This window comes from Frondihabitans sp. OV104, from assembly GCF_057787745.1.
Genome location: NZ_CM173541.1, coordinates 1572344 through 1589929, shown reverse-complemented (window position 1 = coordinate 1589929; position 17586 = coordinate 1572344). Strand labels below are relative to the sequence as shown.

The following is a 17586-nucleotide window of genomic DNA, read 5'->3' as shown; positions in this document are numbered from 1 at the left end:
ACTCGATCTTCGTGCCTCATTCCACTTCCTCCCCGTACGACGTCACCGTCTACGACCTCATGCGCAGCCCCGGCTCCATGCGCGAGGCCGATGTCGAGGTGACCGTGCCCTCCAAGCTCGGCGAGGGCGTCATCGCCGTCGCCGAAGGGGCGACGATCGATCTGAGCCTCCGTCTCGAGAGCCTGCACGACGGCATCCTGGTCACCGGGCACGTGTCCGGAGACGCTGACGGCGAGTGCAGCCGGTGCCTGAAACCGATCACCAAGAGTGTCGAGGTCGATTTCGCCGAGCTTTTCGCGTATTCTGACGACGAAGCCTTTGACTATCGGGTTCAAGACGATCACGTGGATCTTGAACCAGTCGTCAGAGACGCAGTGGTCCTGTCACTGCCCTTCCAACCGGTTTGCCGGCCTGATTGCCCAGGTCTCGACCCCGAAACGGGCGAGCGGGTAGAAGACCTGGTCGACTACCAGCCCCGCGAAGTGCTCGACCCCCGGTGGTCAGCTCTCAATCAGCTCGTCGCTGACGCGGACTCCAAGCCCACCGAATAGCGTGCGCCCGGCACAATCCTGTGCCACGGCGAACCACATCCGATCAACACAGATCCGATCCACATAGATCTGACCAACACAGAGAAGAGACAGTCATGGCAGTTCCCAAGAGGAAGCAGTCGCGCGCCAACACGCACGCCCGCCGTTCGCAGTGGAAGGCCACGCCCGCCACTCTCGTGAAGACCATCGAAGGCGGCAAGACCGTCTACAGCCTCCCGCACCGCGCGAAGGTTGTCGAAGACTCCGCCGGCACCGCCCTGTACATGGAGTACAAGGGCCGCAAGGTCGCCGACATCTGAGTTCTTCTCAGACAATTCGAGTCGACTAAGCTTGGCTTCCATGAGTCAGCCCGATCACGCACCAGTGCCTGATCGGGCTGATCTGGTTAACTTCCTCGACGTCGCCGTCACCCCCGAGCTGCTCGAGCTCGCGCTGACCCACCGCTCGTACGCGTACGAACACGGCGGGATCGGCAACAACGAGCGCCTCGAGTTCCTCGGCGACTCGATCCTCGGGCAGGCCGTCACGGTGATGCTGTTCCGCGAGAACCCCCACCTCGACGAGGGCGACCTCGCTAAGCGCCGCGCGAGCCTGGTCTCGACGGTGGCGCTGGCCGAGGTGGCTGCGCACATCGGCCTCGGCCGGTACCTCCTGCTCGGCCGCGGCGAAGAGATGACCGGCGGGCGCGAGAAGCACTCGATCCTTGCCGACACCGTCGAGGCCATCATCGGCGCCACCTACCTCGACGCCGGGGCCGCCGCCGCGACCGGCCTCGTGATGCGCCTCATCGCCCCGCTGCTGGCCGACCCCGACCGCTTCGGCGCCGCGATGGACCCGAAGACGAGCCTGCAAGAGCTCGCCTCCGCCCAGGGTCGCGGCATGCCCAACTACGTGATCACCGACTCCGGCCCCGACCACGACAAGCGGTTCCATGCGATCGTTCGCCTCGGCAAAGACGAGATCGCCGCCGGTACCGGGAGCAGCAAGAAGATGGCCGAGATGGCAGCGGCTCTCGAGGCGTGGACTCAGCTCAGCGTCCCGCCGGTCGCGCCCGACCAGATCTGACCCGCGTGCCCGAGCTCCCCGAGGTCGAGGTCGTCCGTGCCGGCCTCCAGCCCGCCGTCGCGGGTGCGGTCGTCGAGCGCGTCGAGGTGCTCGAGCCGCGCAGCCTGCGCCGCCACGAGGGCCCCGCCGACGACTTCGTCGCACGGCTCGTGGGGGCCGAGCTGCGGGGTGCGGTGCGGCGCGGCAAGTTCCTGTGGCTCCCGTTCGAGTCGGCCGCGGGCGACGACAGCCACGCGCTCGTCGCCCACCTCGGAATGAGCGGGCAGGTCCTGCTCCGCGACCGCTCTGCGCCCGACGACCGGCTGCTGCGGATCCGCCTCGACCTCGATCACCCGTCGCTCGGGCCGCAGCGCCTGGCGTTCGTCGACCAGAGGATCTTCGGCTCCATGGCGCTCGACGAGCTCGTCCCGACCGCCGACGGGCGGGCTTCCGGGTTCGCGGGGGCGTCCCTGCTGGGGTCCTCCGCCTCGGAGTCACCGGCGCAGGAGCCGCCCTGGCTCTCCGTCATCCCGCGCCAGGTGGCCCACATCGCCCGCGACCCCCTCGACCCGGCGTTCGACGAGGCCCTCTTCTTCACGCGGCTCGCCGCCCGCGCCTCGGGGATCAAGCGCGCCCTGCTCGACCAGACCCTGGTCTCCGGCATCGGCAACATCTATGCCGACGAGTCGCTGTGGGCCGCCAAGCTCCACTTCGATCAGCCGGCGTCGTCGCTGTCGCGCGGCAAGGCGAAGCTGCTGCTCGTCGAGATCCGCGCCGTGCTGTTCAAGGCCCTCGCCGAGGGAGGCACGAGCTTCGACGCCCAGTACGTCAACGTCAACGGGCAGTCGGGCTACTTCTCGCACAGCCTCAACGCCTACGGGCAGCAGGGCAAGCCGTGCCCCCGCTGCGGCACCCCCATCCAACGCGTCTCCTTCATGAACCGCGGCAGCCACTTCTGCCCGCGCTGTCAGCGCCGGCGGCACTAGCCCGCGGCGGCGGTAGAGAATCCCCGCCGGAGCTGCAGGTTCCCGCCGCCGCGGCGGGTCAGCAAGCAGGACGAACCGCGCCACGCCGCTACCCTAGGGGGATCGCACGGCGCAGGGCCGCGCGGGCGCCGACCAGAGGGGAGCCCCGGTGTACCTCAAGAGCCTCACCCTCAAGGGCTTCAAGTCGTTCGCCCAGCCGACCACCTTCGCGTTCGAGCCCGGGGTCACCTGCGTCGTGGGGCCGAACGGCTCGGGCAAGAGCAACGTCGTCGATGCCCTCGCCTGGGTGATGGGGGAGCAGGGCGTCAAGACCCTCCGCGGCGGCAAGATGGAGGACGTCATCTTCGCCGGCACCTCCACCCGCGGGCCGTTGGGCCGCGCGCAGGTGATCCTGACCATCGACAACAGCGACGGCGCGCTCCCCATCGACTACACCGAGGTGACGATCAGCCGCACGCTCTTCCGCAACGGCGGCAGCGAGTACGCGATCAACGGCGACAACTGTCGACTGCTCGATGTGCAGGAACTCCTGAGCGACTCCGGCCTGGGTCGCGAGATGCACGTCATCGTCGGGCAGGGCCAGCTCGACGCCGTGCTGCGCGCCACCCCCGAGGAGCGCCGCGGCTTCATCGAGGAGGCCGCCGGCATCCTGAAGCACCGTCGCCGCAAAGAGAAGACGATCCGCAAGCTCGAGGCGATGCAGACCAACCTCACGCGTCTGAGCGACCTCGCCGGCGAGATCCGGCGCCAGCTGAAGCCGTTGGGTCGCCAGGCCGAGATCGCCCGCGAGGCGCAGGGGATCGCCTCGATCGTCCGCGACGCCCGCGCCCGTCTGCTGGCCGACGAGGTCGTCGGCCTCCGCACCGTCCTGACGACGCAGTCGGCGAGCGAGAACGAGCGCAAGAGCGAGCGCATCGTGCTGCAGGAGCAGCTCGACCAGAACAAGATCCGCGAGCAGCGCCTCGAGCAGGCGATGGTGGGCGACGCGGTCGACGAGGCCCGCCGGGTGGCGTTCGGCCTCGAGTCGGTGCAGGAGCGCCTCCGCAGCCTGTCGAGCCTCGCCAACCAGAAGCTGACGATGCTCGCCCAGCAGGCCGACTCTCCGGGTGTGGCCACGACGGTGTCCGCCGGCATGGTCGCCGACGCGCGCGATGAGTCGGAGCACCTGCAGGCGGGTGTCGCGGAGGCCGAGCTCGCCGTGGCGAGGGCCGCGGCGGATGTCGCGACGACGCGGGCCTCGCTCGACTCGCTCGACGACGAGATCGCCGCCCAGAGCGCTCTGGTGTCCGAGCACGACCTCGAGGTCTCTCGCCTCGGTGCGGCCGTCGAGGTCGCGCGCTCGAAGCTGGCCGCCGTGCGCGGCGAGCAGCTCCGCCAGTCGAACGCGCTCGAGGCGTCCGAGGCCCGCCGCGAGACCTCCCGCGCCGAGTTCGCCGCTCTCGAGAAGGAGTCGCCCGAGGCCAGCGGCGACGACGTCGACCATGCCGCGCTCCAGGCCGTAGCCGACGAGCGGGTGTCCACCGCGCAATCCCTGGTCGACGAGCTCCGCGAGGTCCTCCACGGCGCGGAGCGCAAGCGCGACTCCCTCGCCGCCCGCACCAGCGCCCTGTCTCTGGCGCTCGATCAGAACGACGCGTCCAGCGCTCTCGTGGCGGCGGCCCGCCCCGGCGTGACCGGTCTGGTCGCCGAGCACGTGCAGGTCGAGCCCGGCTTCGAGGTCGCCGTGGCCGCGGCCCTCGGGTCGGTCGCCGACGCGGTGCTGGCCGAGACGCTCGACGACGCCGTGGCGGCCGTCCGCCACGTCGCGGACGAAGAGCTGGGCCGGGTCGAGGTCGTCATCGCGACGCCGTCGCGGGAGACCCACGGTCTCCACCTCGACCTGCCGTCCGGCGCGGTCGCCGCCACCTCCGTCGTGGCCGGTCCGGCCGGTATCGCGGCGATCCTGGCGACCACGGTGATCGCCGACGACCTCGCAGTCGCGGCCGCCGTGCTCGCACTCGGCGGCGACGCGCCGTCGACCGTCATCACCCGCGCCGGCGAGGTGCTCACCGACTTCGTGGTCCGCGGCGGGTCGGCAGGAGGACGCTCGCGACTGGAGCTCATCGCCGACCGCGACGCCGCAGCCGAGGCGCTCACCGGCGTGAGCGTGACGATCGAGAAGTCGGCCGCGCAGCTCGACGACGCCCGCCGCGAGCTCGCCGAGGCCCGGACCGCCGCCAAGGAGACCCAGGCGGTCGCTCGCGAGCACGAGAGCCGTCTCGCGGCCCACGGCCAGCGCGCCGGGCGTCTCCGCGCTCGACTCGAGGCGGCCGAGGCCGAGGCCGAGCGTCTCTCGGCGGCGCTTGCGACGTCGGCCGAGGCGGTGCACCAGGCCGAGCGCGTCGTGGCCCAGGCGACGAGCGCGCTCGAGGAGTACGGCTCGAGGCCGCGCCCGATCCTCGACGTCTCGGCGCGCGACGGGGTCCTCGCCGAGGTCGAGAACGCGCGCGGCGTCGAGATCGAGAAGCGGATCCAGCTCGAGACCATCCGCGAGCGTGTCCGTGCCGAGGTGTCACGCGCGAACGAGCTGCAGCGCCAGCTCGAAGAGCAGCGGGCCGCCGCCGAGGAGCACGCCCGCCAGACGGTGGTGCGCCAGCGTCAGATGGCCGCGACGACGGCCGTGCTCGACGCGCTGCCCGCCGTGCTCGACGCCGTCGACCGCTCCGTTGCCGAGGCTCGTCGGGTGCTGGCGCTGCGCGAGGCCGAGCGGTCGGGGCAGAACGACGAGCTCGCGGCCCTACGCCGCGACGAGCGCGCCCTCCGTGACCGCCTCCACACTGTCACCGAGAGCGTGCACGGGCTCGAGATGGAGATCTACGAGAAGAAGCTGCACCTGTCGAGCCTGCTCGAGCGCGCCGGCTCCGAGCTCGGCCTCGTGGAGTCGGTCCTGATCGACGAGTATGGCCCCGAGGTGCCGGTGCCGGGCACGACCGAGGGCGACGAGCCGGTCGCGTACGTCCGCGACGAGCAGAAGAAGCGCCTGGCGGCGGCCGAGCGGACCCTGGCTCAGCTCGGACGCGTCAACCCCTTGGCGCTCGAGGAGTTCGCCGCTCTCGAGCAGCGCCACAAGTTTCTGACGGATCAGCTCACCGACCTCACCTCGACCAGGAAGGACCTCCTGACGATCATCGACGAGATCGACGAGAAGATGCAGGTGATCTTCGGCAGCGCCTTCGACGACACGCGCGAGGCGTTCAACCGGGTGTTCCCGATCCTCTTCCCGGGCGGCAGCGGCTCGATCCACCTCACCGACCCCGAGAACCTCCTCGAGACCGGCATCGAGGTCACGGTCAAGCCCGCCGGCAAGAAGATCGAGCGGCTCTCGCTGCTCTCGGGCGGCGAGCGGTCGCTTGCCGCGGTCGCGCTGCTCATCGCCATCTTCAAGGCGCGCCCGTCGCCGTTCTACATCATGGACGAGGTCGAGGCGGCGCTCGACGACGCCAACCTCGGCCGTCTGCTCACCATCTTCCGCGACCTGCGCGAATCGTCGCAGCTCATCGTGATCACGCACCAGAAGCGCACGATGGAGATTGCCGACGCCCTCTACGGCGTCTCGATGCGCCAGGACGGCGTCTCGGCGGTGATCGGCCAGCGCGTGGTCGATCCTCATGAGCGCGGCGCCGAGGCCGAAGCCCAGACCGCCTAGCCCCGAACCGGGTCAGGGCGCCCAGCCCCGAACTGGGTCAGGCCTGCCCGACGAGCCCCGCGTAGCCTCGGAGGATGCGCGCGAACTGGCCCCCGCCCCTCTGGCTTCAGTCGGAGGTCCCGGCGAAGAAGTGGCTCGGCCGCTGGGGAGGCCTGTGGATCGCCGCGGGCGGCACCGTGTTCTTCCTCTTCCTGATCCTGGTCGGCGGCCTCCTGCTCGAGAACGGCGCCGCGATCACGGTCGGCCTCCTGGTCGGCTCTGTCACCGTCGCGGCCGCGTTCATCTACACGATGGCGTACCGCTTCGTGCCGCGCGACACCATCGGGATGCCGCGCCTGCTGCTCGCCTTCGGCCTCGGCGGCCTCATCGCCGTCGCCCTCGGATCCTCGTTCGACTCGCTCCTGAACAAGGCCACCGGCGGGGGAGCGCACCCCGGCCTCACCGTCCTCTGGCTCGCCGGCATCTCCGAGGAGCTCGCGAAGATCCTCGCCGTCATGGCGGTGTCGTGGAAGCTCCGCGACAAGAGCATGCGCAACGGCCTCTTCCTCGGCGGCGCGGTCGGCCTCGGCTTCGCCGCGCTCGAAGACCTCGCCTACGCCGTGAGCTTCTACCAGAGCCCGCCCGCGCAGCTGCACCTCACCCCGATCCTGGCAGCACTGGTGCTCGTGCCGACCCGCGGCATCCTGACGCCCTTCCTGCACCCGCTCTACACGGCGCTGTTCGCAGCGGCCCTCTTCTCAGCGTCGAAGGGCGGGAGGTTCCGCTTCCGCCCGATCGTGCTGGTCGCCTACCTCGGCGTCTCGCTCGCCCACGGCCTCTGGGACGGCGCCGCCGGCACCCTCCAGGTCGTCACCGGCCCGGCCCAGTACCTCCTGGCGATCGTCGTCGTCCTGCTGGTGTATCCCGGCGTTATCGTCGGCACGGGCCTCGTCTGGATCAAGGTGGCTCGCCGGGCTCGTCACGCGTTCCACCTCCGCGTCGTCTGGTGGCTCGCGCCGCCGCCCTCCGGCGGCTCGCCCCTGCCGCCCGGTCCGCCTCCGGGCCGCCACGCGGGCCCGCCGACCGCTCCGCCGCTTCCGGTATCGGCCCCGTCGGCGGTCCCGGCAGCCTGGGCGCCGCCCGCCCCGCACACGCGCGCGTAGACGCGGAAGCGCCCCCGACTCGTCAGAATCGAGGGCGCAGGAACTCGCCGACCTCTACGCGGCCACCCCGACCGGCTCGCCGTTCACCGTCAGCACGCGCCACTCGCCGTCGGCCCACTCGACCGTGTTCGCCGCGGCGTTGTGGATGTGGCCGACCTCATAGCCGAGGATCGCCGACAGGGTGAACCGGATGATCGTTCCGTGGCACACGACGACGATGTTGCTGTCGTCGCCGTCGAGGGGGAGGCGCGTGTCGCGGATGTCCTCGAGGGCGCCGAGGCCGCGCCGCGCGACCGACTCGCGCGGCTCGATGTCGGGGAAGTCGGCGTTGGGCTCGTCCGGGATCTTCGTCTCGGTGATGGTGCCCTCGCGCGAGGCGTAGTCGCGCTCGATCAGCTCCGGGTAGGCGTCGCCGAGCTCGATGCCGAGGTCGCCGGCGATGATCCGCGCGGTCTCCCGGGCGCGCCCGAGGGGCGATGACACGATGGCGGCCCAGTCGTAGGGGGCCAGGAGCTCGGCCGCGGCGTGCGCCTGGGCGCGACCCGTCTCGTTCAGGGGGATGTCGCTGGAGCCCTGCAGCTGGTCGTTGAGGTTCCAGTCGGTCTGTCCGTGGCGGATCAGTTCGAGGCGCATGTCTTCTTCAGTCTTCTTCTCGTCGATGCGCGCGGAGCGCGCGGGGGACGAGGGCCGGGCCGGCCCTCGACACCATCGCTGGTACTCCAACGCTGGATGCGGGGCCGGCCCTCAGGGTGCGTCGACTAGGACGCAGCGACCTCGTCTTTCTTCTTCGCGTCCGCAGCCGACTTGCGCAGGCTGAGGACGGTAGCGACGAGGATCGTGAGCAGGATGAACCCGAGCGAGAACCAGATGGGGATCTCGGGGGCCCATTCGACGGACCGACCGCCATTGATAAAGGGTACTTCGTTCACGTGCAGAGCGTGCAGGAGGAGCTTCACGCCGATGAAGGCGAGGATCACGCCGAGACCCTGGGCCAGGTAGACGAGCTTCTCGAGCAGGCCCGAGATGAGGAAGTACAGCTGGCGCAGGCCCAGCAGCGAGAACGCGTTCGCGGTGAACACGATGTACGGGTCCTGCGTCAGGCCGAAGATCGCGGGGATCGAGTCGAGCGCGAACAGCACGTCGGTGAGGCCGATCGCGACCATGACCAGGAAGAGCGGGGTGAAGAGGCGCTTTCCGTCCACCTTCGTGGTGAGGCGGTCCTCGACGTAGTCCTTGCTGGTCGGGATGATGCGGCGGAGGGTGCGGATCAGGCGGCTGTCGGCGTCACCGGAGTGGTCTTCCTCGCCGGGCTTGACCTGGCTCCAGGCCAGCCAGAACAGCAGGATGCCGAACAGGTAGAAGACCCACGAGAAGTTCTCGATGATGACGACGCCCAGCGCGATGAACACGCCGCGCGAGAGCAGGGCGATCGCGATGCCGACGAGCAGCACCTTCTGCTGGTAGATCCGCGGGACCGCGAACGCGGTCATGATGATCAGGAAGACGAACAGGTTGTCGACGCTGAGCGCCTTCTCGGTGATCCAGCCGGCGAAGTACTCGCCGCCCGGCTCCCAGCCGGCGAAGATGCCGATGCCGACGCCGAACAGGATCGCGATCGAGATGTAGACGACCGACCAGAACGCCGACTCCTTGATGGTCGGCTCGTGCGGCGTCTTGACGTGACTGTAGAAGTCGAAGACCAGGAGGCCGAGGATGCCGGCGATGGTGATCGCCCAGACGAGGAATGAGGTTTCCACGATGTTCCTTCAGTGTTGGGCCCTGCACGCCGTTTCACCGGTCGCTTTATGGCAGGGCTGTTCACTGAAGGTCTCTAACGCCCCTACACAAGTGCCAGGACCAGCGGTACGGAACCAGGTCTTTCTGGAACGTATTGACGACACCGCTGCGTTGGGAATACTCCCCTTCAATGACGACAACGCTACGCGACGGCGAAAGCCGTTCGCAAGCTCCCGGCTAATGTTGCAGGCATGGCAAATCCCTGGTCCCTCTCCGGTGCCCTCCGCGGCGTCTTCAGTCGCAAGACGATCGACGACACGACGTGGGACGACCTCGAGACCTCCCTCATCGGCGCCGACTTCGGCCCCGACGTCACCGAGCAGATCACCGAGCACCTCCGCGAGCAGGTGGCCCGGTACAACACGACCGACCCCGCCGACCTCCGGCGCATGCTGCGCGAGAACCTCGAGGAGCGCCTGTCGAAGCTCGACTCCACGCTGAAGCTCTCGAACCGCCCGGCGGTGGTGCTGGTGGTCGGCGTCAACGGCGTCGGCAAGACCACCACGATCGGCAAGTTCGCCAAGTTCCTGCGCAATTTCGACCGCACCGTCGTGGTCGGGGCGGCCGACACCTTCCGCGCGGCGGCGGTCGAGCAGCTCGGCACCTGGGCCGAGCGCGCCGGCGTGCAGATCGTGAAGCCCCAGCAGCAGGGGCAGGATCCCGCGTCCGTCGCGTTCCAGACGGTCGAGAAGGCCATGCGCGAGAGCATCGAGATCGTCATCATCGACACGGCCGGTCGCCTCCAGACCAAGGCGGGGCTCATGGACGAGCTCGGCAAGATCAAGCGCGTCGTCGAGAAGCAGACCGAGATCGCCGAGGTGCTGCTCGTGCTCGACGCGACGACCGGGCAGAACGGCCTGGCGCAGGCCGAGGCGTTCATCCAGCACGCCGGCGTGACCGGGCTCGTGCTCACCAAGCTCGACGGCTCGGCGCGCGGCGGGTTCGTGCTGGCGGTGCAGGAGCAGACGGGCATCCCGATCAAGCTCGTCGGGCAGGGGGAGGGGATCAACGACCTGACCGGTTTCACGCCCCACGTGTTCGTCCAGAACCTCATCGGCTGAGTCTGAGTTAAGATCGATCCACAATGGCAACCTTTGGATCACTCTCCGACCGCCTCGCGGAAACCCTCAAGAACCTCCGCGGCAAGGGCAAGCTCAGCCCCGCCGACGTCGACGGGACCGTCCGCGAGATCCGCCGCGCCCTGCTCGACGCCGACGTCGCGCTCGACGTCGTCAAATCGTTCACGGCCGCGATCCGCGAGCGCGCCCTCGGCGACGAGGTCAACAAGGCGCTGAACCCGGCGCAGCAGGTCGTCCAGATCGTCAACGAGGAGCTCGTCGAGATCCTCGGCGGCCAGCAGCGACGCCTCGAGTTCGCGAAGAAGCCGCCGACGGTCATCATGCTCGCCGGCCTCCAGGGCGCGGGCAAGACGACCCTCGCGGGCAAGCTGGCGAAGTGGCTGAAGAAGGAGGGCCACACGCCCGTCCTCGTCGCCTCCGACCTCCAGCGCCCCAACGCCGTCACGCAGCTCCAGGTCGTGGGCGAGCAGGCTGGCGTCCCGGTCTTCGCCCCCGAGCCCGGCAACGGCGTCGGCGACCCGGTCAAGGTCGCGAAGAACGGTGTGAGGTTCGCCGCCGACAAGCTCTACGACGTGGTCATCGTCGACACCGCCGGCCGTCTCGGCGTCGACGCCGACATGATGAAGCAGGCCGCCAACATCCGGAAGGCCGTCGACCCCGACGAGGTGCTGTTCGTCATCGACGCGATGATCGGCCAGGACGCCGTCGTCACGGCGAAGGCGTTCCAGGACGGCGTCGACTTCACCGGCGTCGTGCTGACCAAGCTCGACGGCGACGCGCGCGGCGGTGCCGCGCTCAGCGTCGCCCACGTCACGGGTCGCCCGATCATGTTCGCGTCGACCGGCGAGGGCCTCGACGACTTCGAGCCGTTCCACCCCGACCGCATGGCGTCGCGGATCCTCGACCTCGGTGACATCCTCACCCTCATCGAGCAGGCGCAGGGCGCCTTCGACGAGGCCGAGGCGCTCGAGATGGCGGAGAAGTTCGCCACCGACAGCTTCACGCTCGACGACTTCCTCAAGCAGATGCAGCAGCTGCGCAACATGGGCTCGATCAAGGGCATGCTGAGCATGCTCCCCGGCGCCAAGGGCATGCGGGAGCAGCTCGACAACTTCGACGAGCGCGAGATCGTGCGCACCGAGGCGATCATCCAGTCGATGACCAAGGCCGAGCGGGCCAACTCCAAGCTGCTCAACGGGTCTCGCCGCCTGCGCATCGCCCGCGGTGCCGGATCGACGGTCACCGAGGTGAACCAGCTCGTCAATCGCTTCGAGCAGGCCGCGAAGATGATGAAGACCGTGGCCAAGGGCGGGGTGCCGCAGGTTCCGGGCATGGGCCCGATCCCCGGCGCCGGCTTCGGCGGCGGCCGCAAGCAGGTCGCGAAGAAGAAGGGCTCGAAGGCGGGCAACCCCGCCAAGCGGGCCGCCGAGAACGCCCGACTCGCCAGCGGCGAGAAGGCGGCTCCGGCTGCTCCGACCGGCGGGGGCTTCGGCCTCGGCGGCAAGAAGGGCGACAAGGCCCCGACGCAGGACGAGCTCGCCAGCCTGCAGAAGTTCCTCGGCCGCTAGGCCGGGGCTCCGGGCGGCGCTAGGCGCCCGGCAGGCCGTCGCGGAGCTCGGCGACGAGCGAGGCCACCACCTCGCGCAGGGAGCCGTCGTGCCGGGAGGCGACCTGGAGCTGGCGCTGGTACGACGCGCCGTTCTCGATGATCGCTCGGACGCCGGCGAGTTCCTGCGCGCAGTCGAGCTTCTCGGCCGTCGGCGCCAGTCGCTCCAGCACGTCGAGGGTGTCGTCGGTGACCAGCCGCTCGTCGCCGTCGGCGTTCTGGATGATGATCGCCTCCATGCCGTAGCGGGCCGCGCGCCACTTGTTCTCGCGCACGAACCACGGCTGCAGGCGCGGGAGCTCCTCGCCGCGGTCGAGCCGGGCCGCGAAGTCGTCGACCAGGCACTGGGCCAGGGCTGCCACGGCGCCGACCTCGGCCACCGTCGAGATGCCGTCGAAGACGCGGATCTCGAGGGTCCCCCACTTCGGCGAGGGGCGGAGGTCCCAGCGCAGCTCGGAGTTGTCGTCGATCACGCCGGTGTGCACCAGATCGCCGACCATCGCCTCGTACTCGGCCCAGGTCTCGAACTGCGGCGGGAGGCCCGCCGTCGGCAGTTGCTGGAACATCATCGCCCGGTTCGAGGCGTACCCGGTCGCGTCGCCGGCCCAGAACGGGCTCGACGCCGTCAGCACCTGGAAGTGCGGCAGGTAGGCCAGCAGCGCGTTCATGATCGGCAGCACCTTGCGCTGGTCGGCGATCCCGACGTGCGCGTGCACGCCCCAGATCATCATCTGGCGTCCCCACCAGCGCGTGCGGTCGATGAGGGTCTCGTACCGCTCGCTGTCGGGGGTGATCTGCTGCTGGTACCACTGGCTGTAGGGGTGCGTCCCGGCGCACATCAGGTCGGCGCCGAGGATCGCGGCCCGCTCGCGCACGAGGTCGATGGTGGCCGACAGGTCGGCGAGTGCGTCGGCGACGCGGTGGTGCACGCCGGTGACCACCTCGACCGTGTTCGTCAAGAGCTCCTTGGTGACCCTGTCGCCGTCGGCGTTCAGGTACTCGAGCGACGGCAGGATCGCCGGAGCGTGCGGCGCCAGCTCGCCCGTCGCGGAGTCGACCAGCGCCAGCTCCCACTCGAGGCCCAGCGTCGACAGCTCGCTCGACGCGAACGGGATGGGCTGCGGTCCATTCATGCGCCAATCCTGCCAGCCGGAGCGCGGGCGCGGCGTCGGCAAGTGGGCATCCTCCGAAGTTCACGCCCAAATCTTGCAGGGTGTGTAACGACTTTCGACGACGCGTGCGGTGAGGGCCGCCGGTGACCCTCTGCTGGCGCGTGGAAGGTCTAACGTTGTGGGTTGGGACCGACACTGGGTAGAGGTTCTCTCCAACGACGCGTCCCGACTCACGCAGCAGAAGGAGTACAGCGATGCAGTTGGTCGTGCGCGGAACCACCACACGTCTCGAAGGGGAACTCGAGGTGCCCGTGTCGAAGTACCACGCGCACCGCGCGCTCGTGCTCGCCTCGCTCGCCCCGGGCCGCAGCGTCATCACCGGCGTGTCGACCACCCGCCAGGTCGAGTGGACCGTCGGCACGCTGCGTGCCCTCGGCACGACGATCACGATCACGGGCAACACCTACGTCGTCGAGGGCGGCCCGTACCGGGCCACCGACGTGGTCGACCACGGCTCCAAGGGCGCCGAGGGCCTGCTCAACATGGGCTCCTCGGGCACGACGCTCTACTTCATGGTCGGCCTCGCGTCGCTCGCCGACCAGCCGATGACCCTCACGGGAATGAAGTACTTCCGGCGCCGCCCGATCAAGGCGCTTCTCGACTCGCTCCAGCAGATGGGGGTGCGGCTCGAGGCCGACCAGGACCGCCCGCCGGTCCACGTGGAGCCCGTGCGCCCCCGCGGCGGCGAGGTCTCGATCGCCGGCACGCTGAGCCAGTGGATCTCGGGGCTCCTGCTCCTCGCGCCGTTCGCCGAGGACGACACCGTCATCCACGTCACCGGCGGCACGCTCAACGAGCAGCCCTACGTCGACCTGACCATCCGCATGATGCGGCTCTGGGGCTTGGAGGTCGAGCACGACGACGACTGGCTGACCTTCCGCATCAGGGGCAACCAGACGGCGACGCCGCACGACTACACGATCCCCGCCGACATCGGCTCGGCCGCCTTCGGCATCGCCGCCGCAGCGATCCACCCCTCCGACGTCCTGTTCCGCGGTCTTACCGCGACGACCACGGCCGAGACCGACCACCCCGAGTCGGAGTTCTTGGACATCGCCGCCTCGATGGGCGTGCCGTTCACGATCGACGAGGCCACCGGGTTCGTGCGGATCACCAGCGACGGCTCGCCGCTGAAGGCCATCGACATCGACTGTCAGCCGATCCCCGACCTGCTGCCGATCCTGTCGACGATGGCCACCTTCGCCGACGGCACCTCGACGTTCCGCAACGTGGGTCACATCCGCCTCAAGGAGAGCGACCGCGTCTCGGCCATGCTGCAGCTGAACACGCTGGGCGGCACCGCCGACCAGACGCACGACGAGCTGCGCGTCACTGGGGCGACCAAGCCGCTCGTCGGCGCTCCGCTCTCGTCGTTCAACGACCACCGCGTGCTCATGTCGCTGGCGATCGCAGCGACCCGCGCCGCCGGTCCGTCGACCCTCACCTATCCCCGCGCCTACCGCATCTCGTATCCGACCTTCCTCGAGGCCATGACGTCGATCGGCCTCGACCTCGACATGGGCGACCCGAAGAGCCTCGAGACCAGCGAGAACGTCGATTTCGAGCGCGACAGCCTGACCGAGGAGGCCGCGCTCCAGGAGGCCCCGCTCGAGCTGCAGGGCGTCGACGCCGACCCGCTGGTGCTCAGCGAGAAGGTCCGCCGTCTTGCCGAGACGCACCCGGACGAGGCCGCGGTGATCGAGGTCGGCGGCGTCGCCCCGGTCACGACCACCTGGCGCGAGCTGCAAGACGAGGCCGACAAGGTCTCGCAGCTGCTGATCGAGCTGGGCGTCGAGAAGGGCGAGTCGGTCGCGATGCAGCTGCCGAACTGGAAGGAGTTCGTCGCGATCACGCTGGGCACGGTGCAGATCGGCGCCGTCGCCACGCCGATCATGCCGGTCTTCGGCCCGCGTGAGACCACGATGACCCTGGCCCGCTCCAGGGCCCGCGTCGTCTTCCTGCCGAATCTGTTCCGTCGTCGTCGCCCGGCCATCGAGCTGCTCGAGGTCGTCGACGAGGCCCGCGCTCAGAAGCGCCGCCTGTCGGTCGAGCACGTCGTCGTGATCCGCTCCGAGTTCCGGGGCCACGGCGGCGGGCGCAGCGAGTTCACGCCCATCCCCGCGGCGGCGGCCGCCGCGGTGCAGGCCTCCGAGTGGAACTGGCGCTACTACGACATCGCCCTCGGCGCCGTCACCGCCGACGTCGACCGCATCCGCCAGCTCGCACCGAGCCCCGACGACACCTGCCAGCTCCTGTTCACCTCCGGCACGACCGGCGAGCCGAAGGGCGTGCAGCACCCGCACCGCACTCTGGGCCTCGCGACCGCGATGGAGGTCGCGCACCTCGGGCTGAACGAGAGCGACCGCATCTACATCCCGTCGCCGCTCGCTCACCAGACCGGCTTCCTGTACGGCATGCTGCTCTCCTGGCGCCTCGGAGTCGCGAGCGTCATCCAGCCCGTCTGGGACGCCCAGGTCGCCCTCGACCAGGCCTTCCACGCGTCGAGGGCCTCCTTCGTGCAGTGCGCCACGCCGTTCCTCACCGACCTCGTGGCCGCCGTCGAGGGCGGGGTCGCCCAGCCCGAGAGCCTGCGCATCTTCGTGGCGACCGGCGCCGCAGTGCCTCGCGCCCTCGCCGAGAAGGCCACGACCGTCCTCGAGACGAGCGTGCTCGGCGCCTTCGGAACCTCCGAGACCTGCCTGGGCGCGCTGTCGACGCCGTTCGACGCGCCGGCCGACGCGTGGGGGAGCGACGGCAAGCCGCTGCCCGGCATCCGCCTCCGCATCGTCGACGACGAGGGCGTCGAGCTCCCGACCGGCTCGGAGGGCAACTACGAGCTGCACTCGCCGACGATGTTCGGCGGCTACCTCGACCGCCCCGACCTCACCGACGACGTCTTCACGTCCGACGGCTGGTACCGCACCGGCGATCTCGCGAAGATCGACGACAAGGGCTTCCTCCACATCACCGGCCGCGTGAAAGACGTGATCAACCGCGGTGGCGAGAAGATCCCGGTCGTCGAGATCGAGAATCTGCTGTACCAGCACCCGATGGTGTCCGACGCCGCGATCGTGGCCATGCCCGACCCGCGTCTCGGCGAGCGCGCGTGCGCCTTCGTGGTCCCCGCCAGATCGGGGCAGGAACTCCCGTTCGACACGATGCAGAAGTACCTCGGCGACGCCGGCGTCTCGAAGTACTACTGGCCGGAGCGCCTCGAGTTCATCGACGAGATCCCTCGCAACGCCGTCGGCAAGGTTCAGAAGAACATCCTCCGCGAGCGGGCAGCCGACCTGGTCGCCGCGGAAACGCCCGTCAAGGAGAACAGCTAATGACCATGACCATCACGACGCCTGCCGCCTTCGACGAGGCCGAGTTCCAGGCGATCAAAGCCGACATCACCGCCTGGGTGGAGGGGCCGGGCGAGGACTTCGCCGACGAGATCGAGGCCACCGGCCAGGTGCCGGACCGCCTGCTGCCCGAGCTCCGCGACCGCGGGTACCTCAGCCTCGCGGCGCCGGTCGAGCTGGGCGGACGCGGCATCCCGTTCTCGCGCTACCTCGAGCTGATGGAGATCGTGTCGCGGTCGCACGCGTCGATCCGCATGCTCGTCCACGTCATCAACGGCACCTGGCGCGCCATGGTCCCGTTCGCGACCCCGGAGCAGATGGAGGAGGTCGTCAAGCCCTCGATCGCCGGCACCAAGCTCGTCGCGTTCACGCTGACCGAGGCCACCGCCGGCACCGGCCAGGATCTTCGCACCACGGCCCGCCTCGAGGGCGACACCTGGTACCTCAACGGCGAGAAGCACCTCATCACCTTCGGCGTGAAATGCGACTACTGGCTCATCGCCGCGCGCATCGAGGGGTCGTCCGAGAAAGACGGCTTCGTCGCCTTCCTCATGCCCAACACGGGTCTCGCCGGCGCCGAGGTCATCGACGACTCCGAGACCATGGGCATCCGCGGCACCGACCACGCGATCCTCCGCTTCACCGAGACGCCGGTCCCGGCCGGAGCGCTCCTCGGCGAGCAGGGCGACGGCCTCAAGGTCGCCCTCGGCGGCTTCCTCCTGCCCAGCCGCGTGTCCGTGGCGATGAGCGCAGTCGGCCTCGCCGAGCGCGCCCAGCAGCTCGCCGTCGAGTACGCCGACCGGCGAGAGACGTTCGGCAAGAAGCTGTCGAGCCGCCAGGCGATCCAGTTCTACCTCGCCGAGAACTACGCCGACATCGCCGCCGCCCGCGCCCTCGTCATCGAGGCGGCGAAGGCCTACGAAGACGGCCGTCCCGACGCCGGAGTCCTGTCGAGCGCATCGAAGATGGTCGCGGTCGACATGCTCGCGCGCGTCACCGACAAGGCGCTGCAGGTCCACGGCGGGCAGGGCTACTGGAAGCGCAACAAGATCGAGCGCGTGTACCGCGACGCTCGCGCGCAGCGCTTCGAGGAGGGCACCAACGAGATCCAGAAGCTCATCGTGGGGCGCGCCGTCGTGACCGGCGCCGTCTCGTACTGATCACCATCCCGAGTTCC

The 17586-nt window shown here is 69.7% G+C and carries 13 protein-coding genes; 10 read left to right on the top strand and 3 right to left on the bottom strand.

Annotation, left to right across the window (positions count from 1 at the left end; all coding sequences use genetic code 11):
• The first annotated feature begins 11 nt into the window (after nucleotides 1-11).
• The 6 genes from AC3CBB_RS07475 to AC3CBB_RS07450 all read left to right on the top strand — a co-directional run bounded on the left by AC3CBB_RS07475 (nucleotide 12) and on the right by AC3CBB_RS07450 (nucleotide 7408).
• Nucleotides 12-551, top strand: coding sequence for a YceD family protein (locus AC3CBB_RS07475; RefSeq protein ID WP_488626527.1), 540 nt, complete (start codon nucleotides 12-14; stop codon nucleotides 549-551).
• 95 nt (nucleotides 552-646) lie between these two features.
• On the top strand, nucleotides 647-850 hold the full coding sequence (gene rpmF / locus AC3CBB_RS07470) for a 50S ribosomal protein L32 (protein WP_055958861.1): 204 nt from the start codon (nucleotides 647-649) through the stop codon (nucleotides 848-850).
• A 40-nt stretch (nucleotides 851-890) separates the two neighbouring features.
• Nucleotides 891-1616 (top strand): ribonuclease III, encoded by a 726-nt coding sequence (rnc, locus tag AC3CBB_RS07465; RefSeq protein ID WP_488626526.1) that lies wholly within the window; start codon nucleotides 891-893, stop codon nucleotides 1614-1616.
• A 5-nt stretch (nucleotides 1617-1621) separates the two neighbouring features.
• On the top strand, nucleotides 1622-2581 hold the full coding sequence (mutM, locus tag AC3CBB_RS07460) for a bifunctional DNA-formamidopyrimidine glycosylase/DNA-(apurinic or apyrimidinic site) lyase (RefSeq protein ID WP_488626525.1): 960 nt from the start codon (nucleotides 1622-1624) through the stop codon (nucleotides 2579-2581).
• A gap of 148 nt (nucleotides 2582-2729) precedes the next feature.
• A complete protein-coding gene (gene smc, locus AC3CBB_RS07455) occupies nucleotides 2730-6266 on the top strand; it encodes a chromosome segregation protein SMC (protein WP_488626524.1) in 3537 nt (1178 codons plus the stop codon).
• A gap of 74 nt (nucleotides 6267-6340) precedes the next feature.
• On the top strand, nucleotides 6341-7408 hold the full coding sequence (locus tag AC3CBB_RS07450; protein WP_488626523.1) for a PrsW family glutamic-type intramembrane protease: 1068 nt from the start codon (nucleotides 6341-6343) through the stop codon (nucleotides 7406-7408).
• A 54-nt stretch (nucleotides 7409-7462) separates the two neighbouring features.
• Here AC3CBB_RS07450 and AC3CBB_RS07445 read toward each other — a convergent pair whose 3' ends face one another.
• Nucleotides 7463-8041, bottom strand: a complete 579-nt coding sequence (locus AC3CBB_RS07445; protein WP_123504947.1) for a histidine phosphatase family protein — start codon at nucleotides 8039-8041, stop codon at nucleotides 7463-7465.
• A 125-nt stretch (nucleotides 8042-8166) separates the two neighbouring features.
• Entirely contained in the window at nucleotides 8167-9165 is a 999-nt protein-coding gene (locus AC3CBB_RS07440; RefSeq protein WP_488626522.1) for a TerC family protein, read from the bottom strand.
• Between the two features lie 231 nt (nucleotides 9166-9396).
• On the opposite strand from AC3CBB_RS07440, the gene ftsY reads away from it, so the two are divergent.
• Together ftsY and ffh are read left to right on the top strand one after the other, a co-directional pair.
• A complete protein-coding gene (ftsY, locus tag AC3CBB_RS07435; protein ID WP_123504945.1) occupies nucleotides 9397-10266 on the top strand; it encodes a signal recognition particle-docking protein FtsY in 870 nt (289 codons plus the stop codon).
• 23 nt (nucleotides 10267-10289) lie between these two features.
• Nucleotides 10290-11852: a signal recognition particle protein gene (ffh, locus tag AC3CBB_RS07430; RefSeq protein ID WP_488626521.1), complete on the top strand. Its 1563-nt coding sequence runs from the start codon at nucleotides 10290-10292 to the stop codon at nucleotides 11850-11852.
• Nucleotides 11853-11871: 19 nt separating this feature from the next.
• On the opposite strand, the gene AC3CBB_RS07425 is transcribed toward ffh, so the two are convergent.
• Nucleotides 11872-13023, bottom strand: a complete 1152-nt coding sequence (locus AC3CBB_RS07425) for a glutamate--cysteine ligase (protein ID WP_488626520.1) — start codon at nucleotides 13021-13023, stop codon at nucleotides 11872-11874.
• Between the two features lie 233 nt (nucleotides 13024-13256).
• Here AC3CBB_RS07425 and aroA point away from each other — a divergent pair, with 233 nt between their 5' ends.
• Together aroA and AC3CBB_RS07415 are read left to right on the top strand one after the other, a co-directional pair.
• Nucleotides 13257-16391, top strand: coding sequence for a 3-phosphoshikimate 1-carboxyvinyltransferase (aroA, locus tag AC3CBB_RS07420; protein WP_488626519.1), 3135 nt, complete (start codon nucleotides 13257-13259; stop codon nucleotides 16389-16391).
• Complete coding sequence (locus AC3CBB_RS07415) at nucleotides 16391-17569, top strand: acyl-CoA dehydrogenase family protein (protein ID WP_199738183.1); 1179 nt, start codon at nucleotides 16391-16393, stop codon at nucleotides 17567-17569. Before aroA ends, AC3CBB_RS07415 begins: the two co-directional genes overlap by 1 nt.
• Nucleotides 17570-17586 lie beyond the last annotated feature (17 nt).

Excerpts from the sequence above, each read along its gene's own strand:
- rnc (WP_488626526.1), top strand. The coding sequence starts at position 891 with ATGAGTCAGCCCGATCACGCACCAGTGCCTGATCGGGCTGATCTGGTT.
- ffh (WP_488626521.1), top strand. The coding sequence starts at position 10,290 with ATGGCAACCTTTGGATCACTCTCCGACCGCCTCGCGGAAACCCTCAAG.
- AC3CBB_RS07425 (WP_488626520.1), bottom strand. The coding sequence starts at position 13,023 with ATGAATGGACCGCAGCCCATCCCGTTCGCGTCGAGCGAGCTGTCGACG.
- AC3CBB_RS07450 (WP_488626523.1), top strand. The coding sequence starts at position 6,341 with ATGCGCGCGAACTGGCCCCCGCCCCTCTGGCTTCAGTCGGAGGTCCCG.
- ftsY (WP_123504945.1), top strand. The coding sequence starts at position 9,397 with ATGGCAAATCCCTGGTCCCTCTCCGGTGCCCTCCGCGGCGTCTTCAGT.
- AC3CBB_RS07445 (WP_123504947.1), bottom strand. The coding sequence starts at position 8,041 with ATGCGCCTCGAACTGATCCGCCACGGACAGACCGACTGGAACCTCAAC.
- AC3CBB_RS07415 (WP_199738183.1), top strand. The coding sequence starts at position 16,391 with ATGACCATGACCATCACGACGCCTGCCGCCTTCGACGAGGCCGAGTTC.
- aroA (WP_488626519.1), top strand. The coding sequence starts at position 13,257 with ATGCAGTTGGTCGTGCGCGGAACCACCACACGTCTCGAAGGGGAACTC.
- rpmF (WP_055958861.1), top strand. The coding sequence starts at position 647 with ATGGCAGTTCCCAAGAGGAAGCAGTCGCGCGCCAACACGCACGCCCGC.